Genomic DNA, 25,550 nt, shown 5'->3' on the forward strand with positions numbered 1-25,550 from the left:
CGACCCCCGCTGACCCGCGGACCGGACCGCTCGGACCTCTCCGAGCGGTCCGGTCCGCCATGTCAGGTCCGCTCGACCTCCGCGAGCAGTGCCTCCAGGTCGTCGATGCCGGCCTCTTCCACCTGTGTGCGCACGATCAGCCGAGCCAGCTCGTCCACGGTCGGCGACTCGAACACGTCCCGCACGGCGAGCTGTACCCGGAACGCGTCCCTGACGCGGACGATGAGCCGGGTCGCGAGCATCGAGAAACCGCCGAGCTCGAAGAAGCTGTCGTAGACGCCGACCCGTTCGATGCCGAGCAGGTCCTGGAGGATGTCGGCGAGCTGCTGTTCCATGGGGGTCCGCGGCGCGGCGTAGTCGTCGCCGTCGGCGGTGTCCCCGGTGGGACGCGGCAGGGCCCGCAGGTCGTAGGCACCCCAGGGGGTACGCGGCAGCGCGCCGAGCACGAACAGGTGACCAGGCACCAGGTGCTCGGGGAGGCGCGCCTTGAGGAAACTGTGGATGGACATGACGTCGGTGCCGGTATCGGGACCGGCCACGTAGCCGGTGAGCGCCGTGACGCCGCCGGCGGCCTGCTCGACCACGATCGCGTCGACCACACCGGGGACGTCCCGCAGCACCGAGACCGTCTCGACGAAGTCGGCAGCTCCGGAGGACCGGCCGGCGAACTCCAGCGACCCGCCGGGCCACCTGCGGCCGAGGTCGCCGGTGCGTTCCCCGCCGTGCCAGATCTCGGCCAGCTCACCGGTCGCCGCGGCCTGTCCCGAGACGCGCCGCAGCTCGACCCCCATGCCGGGGACCGGCGGACCGAGCGGCACCCGCAGCGGAGCGTCGCGGACGTCCAGATCGGCGGGGGCCTCGTGGCAGGCGAGCGGACGGCCGTCGGCGGTGACCCGGTAGACGGCGGCGAACCGGCACCCTGGAGCCGTGCGCCGTATCGCCTCGACGTCGTGCGGCAGCAGCTCTCCGTCGTTGTCCACGAAGACGCACCGCAACCCCGGCAGGCTCGCCTCGGGCCGCGCCGAGATGGCGCGCAGGATCGGCGGGTCGAGGTAGGCGACCGTGACGCCGTTGTCGCGCAGCCACGCGGTGAGCGCGGCGATGTCGTCGCCGAACCCCCGGTCCGGGATCACCAGCGTCCCGCCGGCGCCGAACGCGCTGCACACGGCCGACATCAGGTGGCCGGGACGGCTGGAGAGCACCACGAACCGGTCGTCGCGGCCGAGCCCGAACCGCTCGACGGCCCAGTCACCCGGCGCGTCGTCCCCCGCGCCGGGATCAGCGGCGTCCACGGTCGCGGGATCCACGGCGCCGGAATCCGCGGGACCGTCGGTCCCGAGCAGCGGGCTCAGGTCGATCGTGCCGGTCGCCGGCACCCCGGCCGGGTTCGCGTCGAGCACCGTCGTGATGCCGAGACCCGAGGTCAGCGCCGGGTCGTCGGTCTCGATCACGGTGCAGGTCACCCCGGCCCGCGCCGCGCCGGTCAGGACGGCCACGAACCCGGCGGTCGGCCGGCGGACGAGGCCGACCCGGTCATCGGCCGTGACGCCGCGCCGCGTCAGCTCCTCGGCGACCCGGCCGGCGGCGGACGCCAGCCACCGGTAGCTCCAGCGGCCGGTGCCGTCCTCGACGGCGGCCAGGTCGTCGCCGTGCCGCGCGGCACTGAGGTGCGGCGCCGGACGAGGTGAGGGCTCCGCCTGCGCGGCGGGGTCGGGTTCCTCGGCGGGTACGTCGAGCAGCCGCGCGCCGGGGTCGGCCGCCGCGGCGCGCAGGAGCGTGCGCAGTTGGCGCAGCACCGTCAGGCCCGTCGGCGCGTCGCACCGGTCGGCGGGGAAGTCGAGCTTGAAGCGCAGCGTGCCTTCGGACTCCTGCGCGGTGAGCGTCAGGTCGTAGCGGCTGAACAGCGACGGCGTCTCCATCGGCTCGATGGTCAGGCTCGTGACGTCCTCGGCCTCGGGGCTGCCGACGACGTTGAGCACCACCTCGAACAGCGGTGTCCTGCGCGGGTCACGCGTGATGTTCAGGTCCCGCACGAGCTCGTCCATCGGGGCCTCGGCGTGCGCGTAACCGTCGAGCGCCACCCGGCGCACGCGTTCCAGCAGCACCGCGAACGGCGGATTGTCGGAAAGGTCGACCCGCAGCGGCAGCATGTTGACGAAGAAGCCGATCAGCCGGTCCGTCGCGCGGTTGTTCCGGCCGGCCACGGCGACCCCGATGACGAGGTCGCTCTGGCCCGACCAGCGGCTGAAGACCGTCGCCAGGGCCGCGTACAGCACCATGAACAAGGTGACCCCGTGCGACTTGCACAGCTCGTGCAGCGCGGCGGTCTCCTGCGGCGGCAGCTCGGCCATGACCTGACCGGCCTCGGCCCGCATGGCGTTGGTGCGCCGCTGCACCGTCGGCAGCGCGAGGAACCGCGGCGCGTCCTTCAGGTGCTCACGCCAGTGTCCGACCTGGTTCTCCAGCGCGTCACCGGTGAGCCAGCCGCGCTGCCACACCGCGTAGTCGCGGTACTGCACCGGCAGGGGGGACAGGCCCGCGCGGCCCGGGTCGCCACCCGCCTCGTACAGCGCGGTCAGCTCGCGGATGAACAGCCCGATGGACCACGCGTCGGACACGATGTGGTGCATCGTGACGCCGAGCACGTGCTCCTCCTCGCCGAGCCTGATCAGCACGCAGCGGATGAGCGGCCCGGTCGTCAGGTCGAACGGCGTGGTCAGCTCCTCGTCGAGCAGCCGCCTGGCCGCCTGATCGGCGGCGTCGTCGCCGGTGAGGTCGACGGTCCTGATCCGCCAGGCGGCGTGGTCGTCGTCCACCAGCTGCACCGGCTCACCCTCGCCGGCCGGGAACCTCGTGCGCAGCGTCTCGTGGCGCGCGATGATCGTGCGGACGCTCGCCTCGAAGACCGCCACGTCCAGCTTGCCGGTGATCCTGCGCCGGCCGTGCACGTTGTAGATCGAGCCCGGCAGGAGCTGGTTCTCCATCCACAGCCGTTGCTGGTCGAACGACAGCACCGGCCGCGCGTCGTCCGGCCGCGGCCCCATGGCCTGCGGCCGCACGGCGGAGCGCGTCGCGCGCGATTTGGCCGCCACGACCGACGCCAGACCGCTGACGGTGCCGGACTCGACGTAGTCGGCGACGGGGACGTCCACACCGATCGTCTTGCGGATCTGCGCGACCACACGCGGCACCTGGGACACGTCGCCGAGGGTGAGCAGGCGGTCGTTGACGTCGATGCCGGAGCATCCGAGCACGTCACCGAGGATGCCGACGATCGCGTCCTCGTACGGCGTGCGTGGCGGCAGCGGCCGGAGCGCACCTGGCGAGTCGTGCGAGGTGGCGTCGTCGTGGCCGGCGGAGGAGGAGGTCTCAAGCGTTGGTCGCGCCATATCCGAACAGTACGATCGGGCCGTTCCGCGCGGTTGTCACGTAAAAGGATGGCGTGCGACGGCTCAGGACGCCGGGGTGAACCGGACCGGCAGGCGCGTGTACCCGTGCAGGAAGTTCGACTGCATCAGCTCGCCGGGTCCGGCGGGCTCGGCCGCGGAGAACAGATCGAGCATGTGACCGAGCACCGCGCGCAGCTGCACCCGCGCGAGACCCGTCCCTGGACAGCTGTGCGGGCCCGCCGCGAAGCCGATGTGCGCGTTCGGCCGCCGGTGGATGTCGAACCGGTGCGGCTCGGCGAAGACGCTCTCGTCGCGGTTGGCCGAGCGCGGCCAGACCAGGACCGGGTCGCCGGCCCTGATGTCCATCCCGGCGAGCTCGGTGTCGCGGGTGGCGACCCGCGCGAGGTGCCGTACCGGGTTGGCCCACCGTACGGCCTCCTCGACCGCCGACGGCACCGCGGACGGCTCGTCGCGCAGCGCCTGGAAGGTCTCGGGGAACCGCAGCAGCGCCTCCATGAGGTTGGTCAGCACGCTGCGGGTCGTCGTGGTGCCGCCGATGGCCAGGTTGAGCGCGTTGAGCACCGCCTCACCCGTCGACAGCGCCTCCCGGTTGGCGGTGCCGGCCGCGAGCCGCCGCACGAGGCTGTCGTCACCGGCGCCGCGCTTACGGAGCTGCTTGGCGAAGTAGCTCAGCAGTTCGCCGTTGGCCTGCTCCGCCGCCTCACGCAGGTCGCCGCGCGTGCCGCTTCCCGACAGGAACACCTGCGCGGTCCTCGCGGTGATCCAGTCAAGATCCTCGAGCGGCAGGCCGAGCAGCAGGCCGGCGGCGTGGGTCGGCACCTTCGCGGCGACGGCCTCGACGAAGTCGACCGTGCCGCCGCGCTCACGGACCTCGACGAGCAGCCGCCGCACGTACGCGTCGACGACCGGGGTCAGGTCGGTGACCACGCCGTCGGCGAAGAACGCGCCGACGCTGCGGCGCAGCCGGCGGTGCTCGGGGGGGTCGGTGACCTCGACCATCATGCCGCTCGCCGGGTCCTGGTCGGGCCGCAGGCTGTCGATGGTCATGCCGTGCCTGGCGGAGAAGGTGCCGGAGTCCCGGTACACCTGCATGGTCGCGGCGTACCCGATCACGGCCCAGAAGCCCGGCCTGCTCTTGGCGCGGTGCCAGAAGACCGGGTGCGTGGGACGCAGATCGGTGAAGACCTGGTCGAGCGCGCCGGCCCGTGCCGGATCGGGGTCGGCCAGGTCGATGTCCGGGATCGGGTCGCTCGGGTGGAGCACCCGGCTCGGGAAGCCGTCTGTCGTGGTCATGCGGCGGTCCCCTCGTCGTCCGCGCCGGCCTGCTTGAGAACGTCCACGTAGGTGCTCGCCAGACCGGCGACCGTGGCCTTGTCGAAGAGCCGCGTGGCGTACACCAGGCGGCCGTCCAGGCCGCCGTCCGGCCGTTCGGTGAGGTGACAGCTCAGGTCGTACCGTGTCCCCGGCGCGTCCGGCATGGGGAAGCCCGGCGGGTCCGCAGGGATCGGGTGGAAGGAGAACAGCACGTCGAACAGCGGGTTGCGGCCCGGCTCGTGCGTCCCCGCCGTCTCGGCGACGGCGGCGACGACGTCCTCGAACGGCAGCACGGCGTGGTCGGCGGCGGCGAGCACGGCCTCACGCACGCGGGCCAGCAGGCCGGTGAAGGTCCAGTGGCGGTCGAGGCCCACCCGGACCACCGTGGTGTCCTCGATCATGCCGACGACGTTCTCCAGCTCGGGCCGGTCCCGTCCGGACACCGGCATGCCGACGGCCAGGTCGGACCCGCCGGCGCACCGGGCCAGCACGGCGTGCAGCCCGGCGAGCAGCGCCACCGAGAGAGTGGTGTCGTGGCCGGCGGCCGTCTCCGACAGCGAGCGCACGACGTCAGGCGGCACGTCGAAGGCGACGGTGCCGCCGCGCCAGTCGCGCGTGGCCGGTCGCGGCCGGTCGGCCGGCAATTCGGCGGGGCTGAGGCCGGCCAGGGTGTCGCGCCAGAAGTCCAGGTGCCGGCGCGCGGCGGGGCTCGCGGAGAACACGCGCTGCCATTCGGAGAAGTCGGTGTAGCCGAGCGGCGGCACCGGCACGGTCCGGCCCCGGTACGCGGCGCGCACCTGGCGCGCGACCAGTTCGAGCGACCGGTCGTCGGCCGCGATGCGGTGCACCACCATGAGCAGCACCCCGCCTGCGTCCTCGTCGCCGCGCACCAGGCGGAACCGCACCGGCGGCCCCGCCGCGAGGTCGAACGGCCGGGCCAGTTCCTCGGCGAGCACGGCACGCGGGTCGCCGTCCTCGACGTTCAGCGGCACCAGGTCCGCCGGCGCGACGACGGGGGCCGGCAACCCCGAGTCGTCCTGCGTGAAGTACGTGCGCAGCGTGGGGTGGCGGTCGAGCAGGCCGGCCAGCGCCACCTCAAGGGCCTCGACGTCGAGCGGGCCCGGCAGGCGTACCGCGAGCGGCGCGTTGTCCACGGTGCTGTGCGGCGCCGCGAGCTGGTGCAGCCACAGCCGCCACTGCGCCGCCGAAAGCCGCGGGCCGCGTCCGTCGAGGAGCGGCACCGACCCCGGGTCCGGCACGCTGCCGGCTTCGAGCTGCGCGGCGAGCCCGTAGACGGTGCGGGTCTCGAACAGCGCGTTGATCGGGATCTCGGTCTCCAGTTCCTCGTTCAGCCGCAGCACGATCTGGATGGCGCGCAGCGAGTCGCCGCCGAGGGAGAAGAAGTCCTCGTGCACGCCGATCGACGGCTGGCCGAGCACCTCGGCCACGATCTTGGCGATGCGCTGCTCGACCGACCCGGCGGCCTGCCAGTCCGCCGAGGCGGGGGCCGTGTCCGGTGCGGCCTGGTGCGCCGAGCCTGCCGGGTCGGGCAGCGCGGCGCGGTTCAGCTTGCCGTTCGCGGTGCGGGGGAAGTCGGGAAGGACGACGAACCGCGCCGGGATCATGTAGGCCGGGGCCGAGCGCGCCAGGTGGAGCCGCAGGAGCCTGGCGTCCGGCGGGTTCTCCCGCTCGGCCGGCCTGATGTAGGCGACCAGGTGGGTGGCCTCGTCGGTGTCGCCGAACGCGCGGACCGCGGCCTCGGCGACCCCGTCGTGCCTGGCCAGCAGGTGCTCGATCTCGCCGGGCTCGATGCGGAATCCCCGGATCTTGATCTGGTCGTCACCGCGGCCGAGTATCTCGATCCGGCCGTCGGCGTGCCGGCGCGCGAGGTCGCCGGTCCGGTACAGCCGGGCTCCGGCCGTCGTGGCGAACGGGTCGGCGACGAACCGCGTGGCGGTCAGCGGCGAGCGGCCGAGGTAGCCGGTCGCGACCCCCGTGCCGCCGATGTACAGCTCGCCTGCCGTACCGGACGGCACCGGCTGGAGCCGGTCGTCGAGCAGGTGCAACGAGGTCTCGCGCACGGGGTGGAACTCGGCGGGCCGGCCGGGTTCGTGGCGGGTCACCGACGACCAGACCGTGGTCTCCGTGGGTCCGTACAGGTCCCAGAGCACGATGTCTTCGTCGAGCAGCCGTTCGGCGAGGTCGGCCGGCAGCTTCTCGCCGCCGCACAGCACCGTGAAACCGGACGGCGGCGACCACCCGGCTTCGAGCAGCAGCCGCCAGGTGATCGGCGTCGCCTGCATGACCCGCGCGTCCGTGGCGGCCAGCAGGGCCGACAGCCGGCGCGGGTCCCCGGCCTCCGCCTTGCGCGCGACGACGACCCGGCCGCCGGTGGTCAGCGGCAGGAACAGCTCAAGGCCCGCGATGTCGAAGGACACCGTCGTCACGGCGGGAAGCACGACGTCGTCCGGCAGCCCGGGACGTTCCCGCATGGACGCGATGAAGTTGGCGAACGCGGCGTGCGTCACCATGACGCCTTTCGGCCGTCCGGTCGAGCCGGACGTGTAGATGACGTACGCGGCCGACGCGGGGTCCGGACCGGCGGGGGGAACCGGGCCGGCCGGCACCGCGATGTCGTTCAGGTGGACCCGGGTCGCCGCGCGCACGCCGCGCGAGCCGGCGGCGTCGGCGGTCAGCAGGATCGCGGCCCCCGCGTCCGCCACGATGTCGCTCAGCCGGCCGGCCGGGTGCTCGGGGTCCAGCGGCAGGTACGCCGCGCCGGACAGTTGCACGCCGAGCAGCGCCGGGATCAGGTCGACGCCGCGCGGCACGGCGACCGCCACCAGGTCGCCGGGTCCGGCGCCGAGGCGGCGCAGGTGGGCCGCGACGCCGGCGGCCTCTGCGGCCACCTGCGCGTACGTGAGCCGGTCCCCCGCGGACTCGACCGCCACCCGCCGGGGTGACCGCCGCGCCTGGGCCAGGATCTGGTCCGGCACCGTCGAGGCACGTGGACTTCCGGACTGGGGGCTGCCGATCACGGACGCTCCTACGGTACGGGCCGGTCGGAATCCTCAGTCAATGAGATCGGTCTCCGGCCGGTCAATGGGGTGATCTGTCCCGCATTCAGCGGACACGCGCAGGTCGGCGGCCCGGTGCGTCGCCTGTCCCGGTTAACGGGGACCAGGCCGGACGGCAGGCGAAACCTAGACTGGCGCACGCCATCGTCCGGCCGGCAGAAGGAGAGGGTGGATGCACCGACTGGTGCTGACGGCGGAGGACAACGCGGCGATCTTCCCCATGCTCACCGAACTGGCCGACGCCTACGACACGATCGAAGATCCCCGGCTGATCCGGCTGGCGCCGGTGCTCGCCAGGTCGTTACCGGCCCATCTGCTGGAGTTCCTCGAGGAGTTCCGCCTGACCGAGCCGTCCGCGCTGTGCATGATCTCCGGGCTGCGGGTCGAGGAGGACCGGCTCGGCCCGACGCCGTCGCACTGGCGCGACAGCCAGTTCGGCTCACCGGCGTTCGAGCAGGAGGTGTTCTTCCTGCTGTGCGCCTCCGCGCTCGGTGACGTGTTCGGCTGGGCCACGCAGCAGGACGGCCGCATCATGCACGACGTGCTGCCGATCAAGGGCCACGAGCACTACGAGATCGGGTCCAACAGCCTGCAGCACCTGTCGTGGCACACCGAGGACGCGTTCCATCCCTGCCGCGGCGACTACGTGTCGCTCATGTGCCTGAAGAACCCGGACGCGGTGGAGACCACGGTCTCCTGCTCACCCGACCTGGACTGGTCCGCGCTGGACGTGGACGCGCTGTTCGAGCCGGAGTTCACCCAGATGCCGGACAACTCCCACCTGCCGGAGAACGCCGCCGAGTCCACCGGCGACCCGACGCTCGACCGGCTGCGGGCCCGCAGCTTCCGGCTCATCCAGTCGTGGAACGAGCATCCAGAGAAACGGCCGGTGCTGTTCGGCGACAGGAACGACCCCTACATGGCGCTCGACCCGTACCACATGAGCACCGACGGCTGGCCGCGACGGCACCTGGACGCCTTCCGAGCGCTGTGCGCCGAGATCGAGGACAAGATGCGGGGGATCAGCCTGTGTCCCGGTGACATCGTCTTCGTCGACAACTTCCGCGCGGTGCACGGCCGCAAGTCGTTCACGGCGCGGTACGACGGCACCGACCGCTGGCTCAAACGGCTCAACATCACCCGCAACCTGCGTGGCTCACGCGCGTGGCGGCCCGCACCCGACAACCGCGTCATCTACTGAGCCCTTCCCGCCGACCACCCGCGGCGGCAGCGCGTCACCTGGTATTGATATCCCGGGTGCGCGGACCGCGCGCGGACGGGAGGCGGCGAAGTGGCGAGCGAGGGTGTGCGGTTGTCCTGGACCCAGGCGCTCGCCTGGCGGATGGCGCGGCACCACCTGCTCGAACGCGCCGCTACGCAGGACATCGCCGGTGTGGCCGGCGACATCTGCGGCCTGCACGCGCAGGTGATGTCGTCGGCCGAGCTGAGCCTGTGGGCCCGCGTCGACGGCCTGCCGCGTGACGCGGTGAGCAAGGCGTTGTGGACGGACCGTTCGCTGGTGAAGCTGTGGGCCACCAGGAGGACGCTGCACCTGCTGCCGGCCGCCGGCCTGGAGGTGTGGCTCGCGGCGCTCGGCACGCTGTCCGGCGGCTTCACCGGCGCGACCCCGCAGGACGTGAAGGCCATCACCGAGGCGGTCGGCGACGCGCTCGCCGGACGGCCGCTCACCCGTGAGGAGCTGGCCCTCGAGGTCGCGCGGCTGACCGGTTCGCAGGAGTACGCCGGCTGGGTGCGGTCGAGCTGGGGTTCGGCGCTGAAGGCGGCGTCGCTGCGCGGCCTGCTGTGCTTCGCCGAGAGCGAGGGCAACCGTGTGCGGTTCACCTCCCCGGCGAGCCTGCCGACCGGCTCGACCGGCCCGCTGCCGCCGGAGGTGGGGTTGCGTGAGGTGGCCCGGCGGTTCCTGCACGCGTACGGTCCGGCCACGGCCGCCGACCTCGGCCGCTGGTGGATGGAGACGCGGTCGGGCCGGAAGGTCCTGCCGATGCTGGAGTCGCTCGGCGACGACGTGGCCGAGGTCGACGTCGAGGGAGAGACCGCCTTCATGCTCGCCGCGGACGTGCCGGACGTCGTCGCGGCCCGGCCGCGGGACGTGGCGCGGCTGCTGCCGGCGTTCGACCCCTGGGTGATGGGGATGGCGCGGCGTGAGCCGTTGATCGACCCCCGGCACGTGGGCCGGGTCTACCGGCAGCAGGGCTGGGTGTCGCCGGTCATCCTGGTGAACGGCCGGGTCGCCGGCGTGTGGCGGCACAAGCGCACCGGCCGCCGGCTGGCCGTCGAGCTGGAACCGTTCGAGCCGCCGGCCGCGTGGACGGAGCCGCAGCTCGCCGCGGAGATCGGCCGGCTGGCGGCGTTCCTCGGCTGCGACCTGTAGGGCCGCGCCGGGCCGGTCGTCACATCAGGCTCCATGCCATTTCTCATCACGTCAAGTGCTTTCGATCCCATGTGTCACAGGCGGCACAGCGAAACAGATGAATCATGAAGTAAATCGGACTACTGAACCGATTCACCTCCTTCTCCGGTTTGTCAGCTGAAATTCATACTGCCGAGGGATAATGTTTCGCCTCCCCGGCACGGGGGCCTAAGAATCGGTATGTTCGCTGGTCGCGCTGTCTTTTGAATGCTAAACAAGATTTACATTGACAAGACTTGACATCAACGGGTCGCAGTATTTGTCAGGTGATGCAGGCGGTTTGCGCAGATGGGACTGATAAGTCCCTGAAAGTGGGGACCGGTCCCCGCCGCTGGCGCCTAGTTATCGTCGTTTGCGGTCAGCGATCAAGTAGTCCTGTGCATGAAGAGCCCAATGGGAGCAGAGATGCGACATGGATGTGGTGCTCCATGATCCGGATCGATATCCTCGTCAACTCTCCGATCTTCCTCGTCGGACTCACCCAGGTGCTCAGCGATGCCGGCATCAAGGTCATCGCGTCACGGACGTCACCTGAGGAGGCGCCGTCCTGGCTGGCCGACGCCACACTCATCGACGTCGACGTGTTCACCTCGCCGGACCATCTCGGCCACATCGCGGAGATCGCCAAGTGCGCCGCGGTCCTGGTGCTCACCGACGACGCCGACACCGAACGGGCCACCTACTTCAACGCCGGGGCCAGCGGCGTGATCAGCAAGAGCGCGACCGGCGAGGAGGTCGTGGACGCCATCCGCGCGGTCACCTCCGCCGCGCCGCCGCGCCTGCCGGGCGACCACGGCCACCGGTTCGCCAACCCGATGGAAGGCGACGGCGACGACAACGGCGCATCGGCGTCCAACCTGTCCCAGCGTGAGGCGCAGGTGCTGCGGCAGATCTCGCGCGGCCTGACCCACGGCCAGATCGCCACCCGTCTCGGCATCAGCCCCCACACCGTCGACACCTACGTCAAGCGCATCCGCGCCAAGCTCGGCGTCGGCAACAAGGCGGAGCTCACACGCGCCGCGCTGCTCGGCAGGCTCGCCGCCGACCGGCCGGCGATGGCGGGGCCGTCGCGCACCGTCGGCTACCAGGCAGAGGGTGGCGTCGCCAGGTGAGCGTGGTCGTCCCCGGCCGTACGGCCGAGGAGGAACGGCTGGCGCCGGTCACCGCCGCGCTGAGCGCCGTGCGCAACCTGTCGGGCCTGGCCCCCGGCCTCGTGGTACGCGACGAGACCGGCTGGGTGCCGGCGACCTGGCTCACCGACGGTTCCCTGACCGGCGAACTGCTCGACGCGGCACGCGTCCGATGGCAGGCGTCCCCCCACGCCGCCGCGGCGCTCGCGTTCAAGTCCTACGCCTACTGGCTGGCCCTGCCGAGCGTCATCGGCTGGGTCCGCGCGCTCCAGGTGCCGCTGACGCACCCCGCCGACGTGCTGGTCCGCGCCGAGGGACCCGGCCGGTTCGACGTCATCGGCCTGCGGCCGTCGGTCACCGTCGCGGTGCCGCCGTACGGCGCGCCGGCGCCGCTCCCCGGCGGCGTGCGCGTGGTCCGCGACGAGGCCGCGCTGCTCGAAGCCCTGCGCTCGTCGCTGCTCGACGCGCATCTGGTCCCGATGATCGAGGCGATCCAGGACCGGGTGCGCATCAGCAGGCGCGCGCTGCTCGGCTCCATCGCCTCCGGCGTCGCCAACGGCATCCTGCGCGCCGCCGAGACGCTTCCCGGCGCGCTGGTGGAGCGGCACGTGCGCACCGCGCTGGAGGTGCTGGACATCGCGGACCTGATCGAGCTGGTCCGGGGGCCGTACGGTGAGCCCGGGGTGCGGCGCAGGACCTGCTGCCTCCAGTTCACCGTGCCGCACGGCACGGCGTGCGCCAGTTGCTGCATCAGGCACCAGGAGGCCCTGTGCGACTGAACCCGAGGATCCTCCGGACGACCGACTCGCCGATCGGCACCGCGTACACCTTCCTCGACCGCCGCGCCAAGGAACGCGACCTGCTCGACCTGGCCCAGGCGGCACCCCAGTACCCCGCCGCGCCTGAAGTGGTCGAGCATGTCGTGACGACCGCTCGTCACCCCCACGGCGGCGACTACACCGAGATCGAGGGCCTGCCGCACCTGCGCGAGGCGTTCGCCGCCGAGGTCTCCGCCGCGTACCGGGGACGGGTGCGCGCGTCGGAGGTCGTCGTCACCGCCGGCTGCAACCAGGCGTTCTGCCTCGTGACGTCGGCGCTCGCCGCGCCGGGGGACGAGGTGGTGGTGACGCTGCCCTACTACTTCAACCACGACATGTGGCTGCGGATGACGGGGATCGTGCCGGTGTACCTGGAGCCGGGACCGGACCTGCTCCCCGCTCCTTCGGCGGTGGAGTCCCTGATCACGCCGCGGACCCGGGCCGTCGTCGTGGTCACCCCCGGCAACCCGACCGGGGTGACCGTGCCGCCTGACCGGATCGCCGCGCTGGCCGAGACGGCGGCGAGGCACGACGTGGCGCTGATCCTGGACGAGACCTACCGGTCGTTCCGCGACACCGCCGAACCGGCGCACACGCTGTTCGCCGACCCCCGCTGGCCCGGCACCGTCGTCAGCCTGCACAGCTTCTCCAAGGAGTTCGCCATCCCCGGTTACCGGGTCGGCGCCGTGGTCGCGTCCCCCGAGCTGTGCCGCGAGGTGACGAAGCTGCTCGACTGCGTCGCGATCTCGGCGCCGCGCGTCGGCCAGGAGGCCGCCTACGCGGGACTCACCGCGGCGGGGGAGTGGCGGCGGACGCGAGCACGTGAGATCGCCGACCGGCGCCGCTGGTTCTCCGCGGTGATGGCCGAGCGGCCCGGCGGCTTCGAGCTGCTGTCGGCCGGCGGCTTCTTCGGCTGGGTGCGGCACCCGTTCACCGGACGCTCCACCGAGGACGTCGTGGCGGAGCTCGCCGTCGAGTACGACACGCTGGTCATCCCCGGCACCGCGTTCCTCCCCGACGACCGCGGCACCTTACGGGTCAGCCTCAGCAACGCCGGCCGGGACGCGTTCGCCGACTTCGCCGGCCGCCTCACCGACCTCGCCGCGCGCCACGGCCACGGGGACCGCTAGAAGGGCCGCGCGGGGACCGCTGGGAACCGCCACACGGGGACCGCTGGAACGGACACCTGCCTTGCGCGGCGTGTAGGCTGGCGCGGTGGCCGACAGCGATGTGTCCCCGGTGGCCCCTCCATGGGAGCCGCCGCTCGCCGGCACCGAGGCCGAGCACCTCGCCGGAGCGCTTGAGCGCCTGCGCGCCACCTTCCGGTGGAAGGCCGACGGCCTCGGCTCCGCCGGCCTGAGCGTGCGCGTCGGCGCGTCCACGCTGACCCTCGGCGGCCTGCTCAAGCATCTCGCGCGGGTCGAGGACCAGTGTTTCGGCACCAAGCTCAGCGGCACACCGCTCGGCGCTCCGTGGGACACGGCCGACTGGGACGCCGACCCCGACTGGGACTTCACCTCGGCCGCCGACGACCCCCCCGAGCGGCTGTACGCGCTCTGGGACGACGCCGTGGCGCGCGCGAGGACCAGGTTCGCGGCCGCGCTGCGTGACGGCGGGCTCGACCAGCCCGTCCATGTGGCCTGGCCGGACGGCAGCCGCGCGAGCCTGCGGCGCATCGTGTGCGACCTGATCGAGGAGTACGGCCGGCACACCGGCCAGGCCGACCTGCTGCGCGAGGCCGTGGACGGCCGCGTCGGCGAGGACCCGCCTGCCTCCTGGCGACCCTCCGGAGCAGCCGTCTCCTGGTCCGCCGGCTCCGTGACGATCCCGTAGGAGCAGCCGTCTCCTGGTCGGCCGGCTCCGTGACGATCCCGTAGGAGTAGCCGTCTCCGGTCGGCCGGCTTGGTGGCGACCCGCGGGGGCAGCCGTCTTCTGCTCCGTCTGCCTGAGGCGTGTCCTGGTCCGCCTGTGTCAGGCGGTACCCCTTTCACGTGACTCCACCGGTACGCCGGCCCTACCTAATCTGACATCACGTGCGACTGGTGCTCGTGATCTTTCGGTTCTCGTGTGGCCGGGACGCTTCCCGCGTCGAAACGGACGAGACCAGACCGCAGGGGACGAGCCCAGACCGCAGGGACGAGCACGGCCGTGACCGACGGCGTCCGCGACGGAAAGGAATCCGTGTGGTGCTCCCCGGCAGCTGCCTGCACACGATCTTCCAGGACCGAGCCCGCCGGGCTCCGGACCGTGTCGCGCTCTCCACACCGGCCGGGACCGTCACCTACGGAGAACTCGACACCCTGAGCGACCGCCTCGCGGGCCGCCTGACCCGCCTCGGCGTCGGACCGGACGTCATCGTGGGGCTGTGCGCGCGCCGGAGCCCCGAGGCGATCATCGGCATGCTCGGCATCCTGAAGGCCGGCGGCGCCTACCTGCCGATCGACCCGGCGTACCCCGCGGACCGCATCGAGTACCTGCTGGCCGACAGCGGCGCGCCGATCGTGGTGGCGGCCAGGGACACGGCGAAGGTGATCGACGGCCGGCACCCGTCGGTCGTCTGGGTCGACGGGGACGACACCGGGGCCGCCGAGGAACCCGCCGTGCGGCGCGAGCCGGCCGGCGGCGACCTGGCGTACGTCATCTACACCTCCGGTTCCACCGGCAGGCCCAAGGGGGTCCTGGTCGAGCACCGCAACGTGGTGCGGCTGTTCGAGCGGACCCACGACTGGTTCCACTTCGACCACACCGACACCTGGGCCTTGTTCCATTCGCTGAGCTTCGACTTCTCGGTGTGGGAGATCTGGGGTGCGCTGCTGTACGGCGGACGCCTGGTGCTGCTCCCGGAGATGACGTCCCGTTCACCGGCGCTGCTGACGTCGCTGCTGCGCTCCGAGCGGGTCACCGTGCTGAACCAGACCCCGTCGGCGTTCCACCAGCTGCAGACCGTGATGTTCGACGGCGGCGGCGACGGCACCGCGGACCTGGCGCTGCGGCTGGTGGTGTTCGGCGGCGAACGGCTGGAGCCCCGGTCGCTCGCGCCGTGGATCGAACGGCACGGCGACCGGCGTCCCGAGCTCGTCAACATGTACGGCATCACCGAGACCACGGTGCACTGCACCTACCGGCGGATCACCGCGGCCGACCTGCGCGAGACCGGCGTGAGCCCCATCGGCGTCCCCATCCCCGACCTGCGGGTCCACCTGCTGGACGAGGACGGGACGCCGGTCCCCGACGGCGAGCCGGGGGAGATGCACATCGCCGGCGGCGGGGTCGCCAGGGGCTACCTGAACCGGCCGGAGCTCACCGCCGAGCGGTTCGTGTCCGTCGTCACCGGCGACGGCGGGGAACGGCGCTACCGGTCGGGTGACCGCGCGGTGCGGCTGCCGAACGGCGACCTGGCCTACCTCGGCCGGGTGGACGACCAGGTGAAGGTACGCGGGTTCCGCATCGAGCCGGGCGAGGTCGAGATGTGCCTGGCCGGTGCACCCGAGGTCGCACGGGCCGTCGTGGCGCCGAGGGACTTCGGCGGCGGCGACCTGCGCCTGGTCGCGTACCTCCTGCCGGCGGCCGGCGCCGGCGACGGGGTCGTCGCCGCGGCGGAACGGCAGGCGCTGACCCGGCTGCCACGACATCTCCGGCCCTCCGTCTACAAGGTCGTCACGGAGATCCCGATGACGCTGCAAGGAAAGGTGGATCGCGATGCGCTGGGAAAGTGAACACCGGGCAGGACGGCGATGAGCGCGCCGCCGAGCGCCGGCGTTCCGGTGGACGTCCGGGAAACGATCACGGACATCGTGCGTACGCATCTGGACCGTGAGGTCGATCCGTCGCTCGACGTGTTCGACCAGGGCGTCACATCCCTGTCCTTCCTCCGGATCGTCACGCAGATCAACGAGAAGTACGGCATCACCCTGGATGTCGCGGAACTGGAAGAGGCGAGCGTCGACACGCTGTCGGGGGCCGTCGCGGACCAGCTGAGGAGCGAGAACCCGTGACCGAGACAGTGCGGCAGACCTTCACCCCCACCCCCGAAGAGGTGGCCAGGTTCCACGAGCAGGGCTACCTCGGCCCGTTCAAGGTGTACGAGGAAGACGAGATGCGGCGCCTGTGGCGGCGTGAGCGGCTGCGGCTGATGAACCGCGACAACGCCGTCTACGACGAGGGTGACGCGCAGGCCGGCAACACCAACATCGCCAACTACGACCGGCACCTGGACTCGGAGTTCCTCGCCGACCACATCTGCCACCCGCGGATCGTCGACCGGGTCACCGCCGTGCTCGGCCCGGACGTCCTGTGCTGGCGCAGCGAGTTCTTCCCCAAGTACCCCGGCGACGAGGGGACGGACTGGCACCAGGCCGACACCTTCGCCTTCGCGTCCGGCAAGCCGCAGATCGTGTGGCCCGCGGACCAGAAGGAGTTCGGCGGCACCATCACGGTCTGGACGGCGTTCACGCCGGCCACCGAGGAGACCGGGTGCCTGCAGTTCATCCCGGGGACGCACCGCACGATGTTCTACGACGAGACCCGCGGCATGCACTACCAGCCCGACAAGATCAACGCCTCGGCCAAGGGCGGCGTCAACCGCGGGTTCTACGGCTACGACTACCGGGAACTGCAGAAGGACCCGGACTGGCGTCCGCCGGAGGAGCGCGCCGTCTCCATGGTCATGCGTCCCGGTGAGGCCGTGCTGTTCTGGTCGACGATGATGCACGCGTCCAAGCCGCACAGCGCGATGGACCAGGAGATGCGTCTCGGCTTCGCCGGCCGGTACGTGCCGACGTGCGTGGAGGTCTACCCCGACACCGAGGACGTGGACGAGTACGGCGGCCGGATCAGCCTCAAGGACTACGGCACGGTCCTGGTGGCCGGCACCGACTCCTACACCCACAACCGGAAGGTGACGGCCACCACGCGTGGCCACGTGTTCCCCGTCCGGTGACGGCAGGCGACACGACTCGACAGGGCCGGGCCGGCCGCCGGGACGCGGCCGGGCCCGGCCACCGGCCCGGCGGATCTGCCAGGGAGTGACCCGATGCTGGAGCCGCACGAGAACGACGCCGTCACCCGCCTGGTGGCGGCCGTACTCTCGGTGAAACCCCTCGTGGCGGCCCTGGCCGTCCCGGTCGGCGTCGTCCCGGTGGCGGCCGGCACTGTCGCGTCAGGCACGGGTGACCCACCCGGCACCTGGTCCGCGCAGCGGTGGGACGGCCTGGAAGAGCTGCTCGGCCGGATCGCGCGCGCGGCCGGTGTGCCCGGGCTGGCGCTGGTCAGGAGCGCGTCCGCCGACGACCTCCAGGTCTTCGAGCGGGTCATCAGCGAGCGGCTGGCCCTCGCGGACGTGCCGGACACCGTCGCGGCGCGGCCGGCGCGGGCCGACCGGCTGGTCGCCGCGGCGGTGGCCGGCGGTTTCGACGCGTCCTTCGGCAAGGACACCGTCGTCGCGCACGACGGGGTTCCGCTGAACGTGTACGGCGCGGGACAGGGGGACGAGGCGGTGGTCCTCGTCCCGGCCTGCGGCATGCCGGCCGCGCTCACCGAGACGTGGATGCGGTTCCTCGCGCGGGACCACCGCGTCGTGACCTGGGAGAGCCGGGGTCTCTTCGGCCCCGTCCCCCTGATCGGCGACTGCGCCGTGGACGCCGCCACGCAGGCCGCCGACCTGTTCGCCGTCATGGACCACTACCGCGTGCCGGACGCGCATGTCGTCGGCCTGTGCGGCGGCGCGGTCATCGCGCTGGCCGCCGCCGCGGAGCGGCCCGAGCGGATCACCTCGCTCAGCCTGTGGCACGGCGCCTACCACTTCGGCGGCGGCTCCCCGAGGACCAGGTTCCAGGACGACCTGATCGAGCTGATGACCATCGCCGCCGAGAGCCGGGCCGCGGCGCGGTCGCTGCAGACGACGTTCCGCCAGGTCGCGCTGCGCACCACGCCTGCCGAGACGGCGCATCTGGTGCTGTACCCGTACGCCACGCCGGAGCTGTTCTACCGGTACTGCCGGCTCAACGGCGTCATCGCCACCACCGACGTGGAGCCGTATCTCCCGCGGGTCGCGCAACCCACGCTCGTGGTCACCAGCGCGGACGACCAGACGGCCCATCCGCAGGGGTCGGAGCAGGTGGCACGGGGCCTGCCGTACGGCCGGCTGCGGGTGGAGCCCCATGGCGACCACTCGTCCCTGTTCCACGCCGGCACCGCCTTGATGCGGGTGGCCACGGACTTCATCGCGGAGTCCCGGGGTGCGGCCCCCCTCTCGATCGACTGTCCTCGATTCGTGTGACAGCACCTCGGAGAAGGCTCTCGATAGCGTCGACGCAGAGCTCAACTGCACCGTCGCGGACGAGGTGGGGATGAACGCACATCCGCAGGACATCGACCGCCGCTGGCTGAAGCGTTTCGGCCGCGCCGACGACACCGCCCGTATACGACTGCTGTGTTTCCACCACGCCGGCGGCAGCGCGTCCATGTACCGCTCATGGCGCCAGATGCTGCCGCGCTCGGTGGAACTGGTCGCCGTCCAGCTACCGGGCCGGGCCGACCGCTTCACCGAACCGGCCCACGACCGCATGACCGGCCTCGTCGGCGACCTCGTCGACGTGCTCAAACCACTGTTCGACCGGCCGTTCGCCTTCTACGGCATCAGCATGGGGGCCAGGGTCGCGTGGGCTCTCACGCACGCGCTGCGCGACCTCGCGATGCCGATGCCGACCCGGCTGTACATCGCCTGCGACCCCGCGCCGTGCACCGACGACGGCACCTGGCCGTGGCAGAACCGGCCGGACGGGCTGGTCGGCTATCTGCGCGAGATGGGTGGCACGCCGCCTGAGGTGCTGGACCAGCCGGACCTGCTCCGGGCCGTGCTGCCGATGTTCGAGGCCGACCTGTCGGTGCTCAGCACACACGACTTCCACCCGCTCACCCCGCTGGACGTGCCGATCCGTGCCTTCGCCGGTGTGGACGACCCCGTCGGCACCCCCGACAAGGTGGTCTCCTGGCGTACCGAGACCACCGCCGGCTTCCGGATCCACCACCTCGCCGGCGGGCACTTCCTCAATCCCGCCGCCGAGCGCCAGGTCGTCGAGACCATCGTCCAGGACCTCATCTGACCAGCGAAGGGAGCGACGCGTGAGCAGCGGGAACGTCGAGGACATCTACGAGCTCTCACCGCTTCAGCAAGGCATGCTGCTGCACAGCCTGCACGACGGCGCCGCCGACATGTACCTCAGCCAGCACACCTACGCCGTCGAGGGTCCGCTGGACGTGGACGCGCTCATCAGCGGCTGGGAGGCGGTCGTCGCCGCGCACCCCGTGCTGCGCAGCTCGTTCCACTGGGAGGGCCTGGACAAGCCGCTGCAGGTCGCGCACCGGGACGTCACACTGCCGGTCCACCACCACGACCTGTCGGATCTCGACGAGGCGGCGCAGCGGGAACGGCTTCAGCGGCTGCAGACCGAGGACCGCGCCGCCGGGTTCGACCCCGCCGTGGCGCCGCTCCAGCGGCTGCACGTCGTCAAGCTCGGCGACCGCCGCCACACCCTGATCTGGACCTACCACCACGTGCTGCTGGACGGCTGGTCGATTCCCGTCGTCCTCGACGAGGTCATGGCGTGGTACCGGACCTTCGCCTACGGCGCGCCGAAGCCGCGGCCCGCGCCGGCCTACCGCGACTACATCGCCTGGCTGCAACGCCAGGACCTGCGGGAGGCACGCGACCTGTGGGCCAAGGCCCTCGCCGGGGTGCGGCCCACCATCGTGTCGCGGTTCGACCCGGCGGACCCCGCGTCCGGCACCGGCGCGGTCGAGCGCCGCATCGTGGGCCTGCCGGAGAAACTGGCCGACGGGCTGCGCGACGCGGCGGCCCGGCACCGGGTCACGCTCAGCACCATGGTGCAGGCCGTGTGGGCCGTCGTGGTGCGCAGCTACACCGGCCAGCCGGAGGTCACCTTCGGCTGCGCCACCTCGGGCCGTCCCCCCGAGCTGCCGCAGATCGAGCGCATGGTCGGCCTGTTCGCCAACACGCTGCCGCTGCGGGTCCCCGTGCCGGACGCCGGCGACCTCGGCGCGTGGCTGCGCGAGCTGCAGAACACCTACGCGGCCATGCGCCGCTACGAGTACGCGCCGCTCGCCGACATCAAGAAGTGGGCCGACGCGCCGGGTCAGCAGCTGTTCGACTCGCTCCTGGTGCTGGAGAACTACTCGCTCGCCATCGACGCAGGCGCGGGTGACGCCGCCGCCGACGACGACCAGCTCGCCTTCCGCGTCGACACTCTGTACGACAAGATCGACCTGCCGCTGACGCTGACGGTCGCGCCTGCTCCGGTGTCGGAGATGCAGCTGCTGATCCACCGCGACCGGTTCGCTCCCGGGTTCATCGACGATCTGCTCGCGCGGCTGCACGCCACCATGGAGGCGATCATCACCGCCGACCGGGTCGAGCCGGTCGTGTCGGTGAACGGCCCGCTGCCGGTGCCGCCGGCCGAGCCGGTGGCGGCCATGCGGCAGCGTTCCTCGGCACCCGAGCCGCCTGCCACCCCGCAGGAGGAGGCGATCGCCGCCGTCTACCAGGAGATACTCGGTCTCGCGGACGTCGACGTCACGGCCAGTTTCTTCGAGCTCGGCGGCGACTCCTTCGACGCGGTGCGCGCGGCCGGCCGCATCGAAGGCGCCGGTGTCGCGACGCTCGCCGCCAATCCCAGCGTGCGTGAGCTCGCGCGGGCCCTTTCACCGGAGCTGTCGCCGGAGGGGGACGAGGAGCCCGGCACGGAGCTGGACGACGAGATCGCCGAGCTGGAACGGCTGCTGGCCGCCAAGCGCGCGGCCAAGGAACGCAAGCCGGCCGCCAAGGAGCGCAAACCGGCCCCCCTGGTGCCGGTGGCGCGCGACCAGGCGCTGCCGTGCACGCAGCAGCAGGAGGGCCTGTGGTTCATGCACAGGCTCGACCCGGCGTCCCCGACCTACCACATCCCGTTCGCGTTGCGGCTGCGCGGCCCGCTCGACGTGCCGTCGCTGGAACGTGTGCTGCTCGCGCTGGTGACCCGGCATGAGGCGCTGCGCACGAGGTTCGTCGAGGTGGACGGCCTGCCGCGCCAGGTGATCGACCCGCCGCCTGCGGCGTTCCCGCTGCCGGTGACCGAGATGTCCGCCGGCGCGCTGCCACGCTGGGCCGCCGGTGAGGCGCACCGGCCGTTCGACCTGGCGGCCGGGCCGTTGTTCCGCGCGGCGCTCGCCAGGGTCGGGCCGGACGACCACGCGGTCGTGCTGGTGGTCCACCACATCGTGGCCGACGGCTGGTCGGCCAAGATCCTCGCCGACGAGCTCGGGGTGCTGTACGCCGCCGAGCGCGGCATGCCGGGGACGGAGCTGCCTGAGATCACCTTGCAGCCGGGTGACCACGCGGTGTGGCAGCGTGCGCGGCTCGACGGCGCCGAGACCGGCCGGCAGATGGAGTACTGGCGCGAGGCCCTGGCCGGTCTGCCGACGCTGGACTTCCCCGCCGACCGGCAGCGTCCCGCGCAGCCGACCGGCGCGGGGACCGTGGCCGGACGTGAGCTGCCTGCCGCGGTCGCGACGGCGGCGCGCGCGTACGCGCTGACGAACCGGGTGTCGTACCTCGCGGTGCTGCAGGCGGCGCTGCTGACGGTGCTGCACCGGTACACCGGCCAGGAGGACCTGGTCATCGGGTCCATCTTCTCCGGCCGCAACCGGCCGGAGATCGAGCCGGTGGTCGGTTTCTTCGCCAACACCGTCGTGCTGCGCACCGACCTGAGTGGCGGGCCGACGTTCGCCGAGGTCGTCCGCCGCTGCAACGAGACGGTGCTGAACGCCACAGAACGCCAGGACATCCCGTTCGCACTGATCGTGGACGCGCTCCAGCCCGAGCGCGTCGCGGGACGCAACCCCCTGTTCCAGATCAGCCTCAGCCTCCAACCGGCCGGCGCACAGGCCGGTCTGTCGCTCGGCGACGTGCGGGCCGAGGCGATCGAGGTCGTGGACGACTACGCGCGCTTCGACATGCTCATCAACGTGGGGGACGCCGGCGGCCGGTCGGAGCTGATGGTCGAGTACTCCACCGAGCTGTTCGACGCCGACCGCATCGAACGCCTCCTCGACCACTACGTCGCGGCCCTGGCGAACGGCCTGGCCGAACCCGGCGTGGCCGCCGGGGAGATCGACATCATGCCGGCCGCGGAACACCACCAGGTCGTCCAGGGGTGGAACGACACGGCAGGCGGGCCGCCGGTCGAGCTGATCCACCGCATGGCCGGACGTGCCGCCGCCGCGACACCGGACGCGGTCGCCGTCGTCGATCACGACGGCACCGAGTGGTCGTACCGGCGGCTGGACGAGGCCGCCAACCGGCTCGCGCACCGGCTGCGCCGGCACGGCGTGGGCCCCGGCGACCCGGTCGGCGTGTGCCTGTACCGGGGGGCCGACATGGTCGTCGCACTGCTCGCCGCGCTGAAGGCCGGCGGCGCGTACCTGCCGCTCGAACCGGACCTGCCGCAGGAGCGGCTCGCGTTCATGCTCGCCGACGCCGCGCCGCCGGTCGTCGTCACACACGCCGCGTACGCGTCCGCCTTCCCCGCCGCGATCGCGCTGGACACCGAGCGGGACGCGCTCGCCGCCGAGCCCTCGGACCCGCCGGACGGCGACGTCACCGTGGACTCCCCGGCCTACGTGCTGTACACCTCCGGTTCCACCGGCACACCGAAGGGTGTGCTCGTCCCGCACCGCGGCGTGCACAAGCAGCTCGCCTGGATGCAGGACACCTACCGGCTGGAGCCCCGCGACCGGGTGCTGCAGAAGACGCCGTACAGCTTCGACGTCTCGGTCTGGGAGTTCTTCTGGCCGCTCGCCTACGGCGCCACCATCGTGGTCGCCGCGCCAGGCGGTCACCGCGACCCCGCGTACCTGCACGACCTGATCGGCCGTGAGCGCGTCACCATCGTGCACTTCGTCCCGTCGATGCTGCTGGCGTTCCTCGACGCGGTGCAGGACGGCCTCGACCCCGGCGCGCTGCGTGACCTGCGCCTGGTGTTCGCCAGCGGTGAGGCGCTGCCGCCGGTCGCGGCCCGCAGGTTCCTCGCCGTCTGGCCGCACGTCGAGCTGCACAACCTGTACGGCCCCACCGAGGCGTCCATCGACGTCACGTCCTGGCGGTGCGAACCGGACGCCGTCGTCGTGCCGATCGGGCCGCCGATCACGAACATGCGCACCTACATCCTGGACGACGGCCTGCGGCCGGTGCCGATCGGCGTGGCGGGGCAGCTGTTCATCGGCGGGCCGGTGGCCCTCGGCTACGTCAACCGGCGGGGGCTGACCGCCGAGCGGTTCCTCGCCGACCCCTACGCCGGGCCAGGCGCGCGCATGTACGCGAGCGGCGACGTGTGCCGCTGGCGGAGTGACGGCGTGATCGAGTATCTCGGCCGCGCCGACCGGCAGGTCAAGCTGCGCGGTCAGCGCATCGAGCTCGGCGAGATCGAGCACGTCCTCGCCAGGCACCCCGCCGTCCGGCACTGCGCCGTCCTGCTGCGCGACGACTCCTACCTCGCCGCGTACGTCGTCGCCGAGCCCGGCCACGCCGACCCCGGCCCGGCCGAGCTGAGCGAGTACCTGGCGCCGCGGCTGCCGACGTACATGATCCCCACCGCGTGGGTCCCGCTGCCTGAGCTGCCGGTGACCCGCAACGGCAAGCTCGACGTGGCCGCGCTGCCCGCCGTGGTGTCCGCGGCGGCCGAGTACGTGGCTCCGCGCACCGCCACCGAGAAGTGGCTCGCCGCGACATGGCAGGAACTGCTCGGGGTGGACCGGGTCGGCGTTCACGACGACTTCTTCGACATCGGCGGCAACTCCCTGCACGGCACGCAGCTCATCGCGCGGATACGCGACGGCCTGAGCATCGAGCTCGAACCCCGGCACCTGTTCACCAGCCGGGTGCTCGAACAGCTCGCGGCGCGGCTCGACGAGACCGGCAGCTCCGGCGCCGAGACGCCGATCGAGCCGGTGACCGGCGAGAGCGCGCTGCCGTGCACGCACCAGCAGGAGGGCCTGTGGTTCATGCACCGGCTCGACCCGTCGTCGCCGACGTACAACATCCCGTACGCGCTCGGGCTGCGCGGCCCGCTGGACGTGCCGTCGCTCGAGCGGGCCCTGCTCGCGCTGGTGGCGCGGCACGAGGCGCTGCGCACGCGGTTCGTCGAGGACGGGGGTCTGCCGTTCCAGGTGATCGACCCGCCGCCTGCGGCGTACTCGCTGCCGGTGACCGAGATGTCCGCCGGCGACGTCGAATCGTGGGCCACCGAGATCATCGGCCGGCCGTTCGACCTGGCGGCCGGGCCGCTGCTGCGCGCGGCGCTGGCGCGGCTCGCACCCGACCACCACGTGCTGGTGCTGACGGTCCACCACATCATCGCCGACGGCTGGTCCGGCAAGATCCTCGCCGAGGAGCTCGCCTTGCTGTACTCCGGCGACCACGCCGCGCTGCCGGAGCTGCGCCTGCGTCCGGTCGACCACGCGGTGTGGCAGCGGGACCGGCTGGACGGCGCCGAACTGGACCGGCAGACCGCCTACTGGCGCGAGGCCCTCGCCGGTCTGCCGACGCTGGACTTCCCCGCCGACCGGCAGCGTCCCGCGCGGCCGACCGGCGCCGGCGCGGTGGTCTCCCGCCGCGTGCCGGCGGAGACCACCGCCGCGGCCCGCGCGTACGCGCTGACGCACCGGGTGTCGTACCTCGCGGTGCTCCAGGCGGCGCTGCTGACCGTGCTGCACCGGTACACCGGCCAGGAGGACCTCGTCATCGGGTCGGTCTTCTCGGGCCGCACCCGGCCCGAGATCGAGCCGGTCGTCGGTTTCTTCGCCAACACCGTCGTGCTGCGCACCGACCTGAGCGGTGAACCGACGTTCGCCGAGGTCGTCCGCCGCTCGCACGAGACGGTGCTGAACGCCACAGAACGCCAGGACATCCCGTTCGCGCTGATCGTGGACGCGGTCCAGCCGCAGCGGGTCGCGGGCCGCAACCCCCTGTTCCAGATCGCTCTCACCCTCCAGCCCGCCAACACCCAGCCCGGCCTGCGGCTCGGCGCGGTGCGGACCGAGCCGGTCGAGCTCGGCGGCGGCAACGCGCGGTTCGACATCGCGATCGACGCGATCGACAACGCCGACGGCCTGGACCTGGTGGTGGAGTACTCCACCGAGTTGTTCGACGCCGACCGCATGGAACGTCTTCTCGACCACTACGTCGCGGCGCTGACCAACGGCCTGGCCGGGCCGGACGAGGTCGCCGAGGACATCGACATCATGTCCACCACCGAACGCCACCAGGTGCTGCACGCCTGGAGCTCGACGGCCGCCGGGTCAGAGGGAGGAAGGTAGCG

15 protein-coding genes are annotated in these 25,550 nt (G+C 72.3%); 12 read left to right on the top strand and 3 right to left on the bottom strand.

Translation table 11 applies throughout. The features are described from left to right. Positions 1 to 62: 62 nt before the first annotated feature. The 3 genes from BJ992_RS01755 to BJ992_RS01765 form a co-directional block, all read right to left on the bottom strand. Positions 63 to 3,389, bottom strand: coding sequence for a condensation domain-containing protein (locus BJ992_RS01755; protein ID WP_184978214.1), 3,327 nt, complete (start codon positions 3,387 to 3,389; stop codon positions 63 to 65). Between the two features lie 63 nt (positions 3,390 to 3,452). Then, positions 3,453 to 4,703, bottom strand: coding sequence for a cytochrome P450 (locus BJ992_RS01760; RefSeq protein ID WP_184978215.1), 1,251 nt, complete (start codon positions 4,701 to 4,703; stop codon positions 3,453 to 3,455). Further along, positions 4,700 to 7,762 carry a non-ribosomal peptide synthetase gene (locus tag BJ992_RS01765; RefSeq protein WP_184978216.1) on the bottom strand — a complete coding sequence of 1,021 codons (3,063 nt, stop codon included), beginning with the start codon at positions 7,760 to 7,762 and terminating at the stop codon, positions 4,700 to 4,702. Before BJ992_RS01765 ends, BJ992_RS01760 begins: the two co-directional genes overlap by 4 nt. A gap of 211 nt (positions 7,763 to 7,973) precedes the next feature. Here BJ992_RS01765 and vioC point away from each other — a divergent pair, with 211 nt between their 5' ends. The 12 genes from vioC (at position 7,974) to BJ992_RS34105 (ending at position 25,548) form a co-directional block, all read left to right on the top strand. Continuing rightward, a complete protein-coding gene (gene vioC, locus BJ992_RS01770; protein WP_184978217.1) occupies positions 7,974 to 9,002 on the top strand; it encodes an arginine beta-hydroxylase, Fe(II)/alpha-ketoglutarate-dependent in 1,029 nt (342 codons plus the stop codon). Positions 9,003 to 9,092: 90 nt separating this feature from the next. Continuing rightward, the gene (locus tag BJ992_RS01775) at positions 9,093 to 10,193 is read left to right on the top strand and encodes a DNA glycosylase AlkZ-like family protein (protein WP_184978218.1); all 1,101 of its coding nucleotides are present in this window, start codon (positions 9,093 to 9,095) and stop codon (positions 10,191 to 10,193) included. 467 nt (positions 10,194 to 10,660) lie between these two features. Then, a complete protein-coding gene (locus tag BJ992_RS01780) occupies positions 10,661 to 11,344 on the top strand; it encodes a helix-turn-helix transcriptional regulator (protein WP_221474641.1) in 684 nt (227 codons plus the stop codon). Then, complete coding sequence (locus tag BJ992_RS01785) at positions 11,341 to 12,141, top strand: (2Fe-2S)-binding protein (protein WP_184978220.1); 801 nt, start codon at positions 11,341 to 11,343, stop codon at positions 12,139 to 12,141. The genes BJ992_RS01780 and BJ992_RS01785 overlap by 4 nt, the downstream gene beginning before the upstream one ends. Continuing rightward, the gene (locus BJ992_RS01790) at positions 12,132 to 13,310 is read left to right on the top strand and encodes an aminotransferase (RefSeq protein ID WP_184978221.1); all 1,179 of its coding nucleotides are present in this window, start codon (positions 12,132 to 12,134) and stop codon (positions 13,308 to 13,310) included. The genes BJ992_RS01785 and BJ992_RS01790 overlap by 10 nt, the downstream gene beginning before the upstream one ends. A gap of 85 nt (positions 13,311 to 13,395) precedes the next feature. Further along, positions 13,396 to 14,013 (top strand): mycothiol transferase, encoded by a 618-nt coding sequence (locus tag BJ992_RS01795; protein ID WP_343072453.1) that lies wholly within the window; start codon positions 13,396 to 13,398, stop codon positions 14,011 to 14,013. Positions 14,014 to 14,366: 353 nt separating this feature from the next. Beyond that, positions 14,367 to 15,896: an amino acid adenylation domain-containing protein gene (locus BJ992_RS01800; RefSeq protein WP_221474642.1), complete on the top strand. Its 1,530-nt coding sequence runs from the start codon at positions 14,367 to 14,369 to the stop codon at positions 15,894 to 15,896. Positions 15,897 to 15,914: 18 nt separating this feature from the next. Continuing rightward, complete coding sequence (locus BJ992_RS32025) at positions 15,915 to 16,175, top strand: acyl carrier protein (protein ID WP_221474643.1); 261 nt, start codon at positions 15,915 to 15,917, stop codon at positions 16,173 to 16,175. Beyond that, positions 16,172 to 17,119: a chlorinating enzyme gene (locus tag BJ992_RS01805; RefSeq protein WP_221474644.1), complete on the top strand. Its 948-nt coding sequence runs from the start codon at positions 16,172 to 16,174 to the stop codon at positions 17,117 to 17,119. The genes BJ992_RS32025 and BJ992_RS01805 overlap by 4 nt, the downstream gene beginning before the upstream one ends. A gap of 93 nt (positions 17,120 to 17,212) precedes the next feature. After that, positions 17,213 to 18,457 carry an alpha/beta fold hydrolase gene (locus tag BJ992_RS01810; RefSeq protein WP_184978222.1) on the top strand — a complete coding sequence of 415 codons (1,245 nt, stop codon included), beginning with the start codon at positions 17,213 to 17,215 and terminating at the stop codon, positions 18,455 to 18,457. A gap of 70 nt (positions 18,458 to 18,527) precedes the next feature. Next, positions 18,528 to 19,283: a thioesterase II family protein gene (locus BJ992_RS01815; protein WP_184978223.1), complete on the top strand. Its 756-nt coding sequence runs from the start codon at positions 18,528 to 18,530 to the stop codon at positions 19,281 to 19,283. Between the two features lie 19 nt (positions 19,284 to 19,302). Next, positions 19,303 to 25,548, top strand: a complete 6,246-nt coding sequence (locus BJ992_RS34105; RefSeq protein ID WP_184978224.1) for a non-ribosomal peptide synthetase — start codon at positions 19,303 to 19,305, stop codon at positions 25,546 to 25,548. Positions 25,549 to 25,550: the final 2 nt, after the last annotated feature.

The sequence above is a fragment of the Sphaerisporangium rubeum genome, assembly GCF_014207705.1.
In the GTDB taxonomy this organism is placed as follows: domain Bacteria; phylum Actinomycetota; class Actinomycetes; order Streptosporangiales; family Streptosporangiaceae; genus Sphaerisporangium; species Sphaerisporangium rubeum.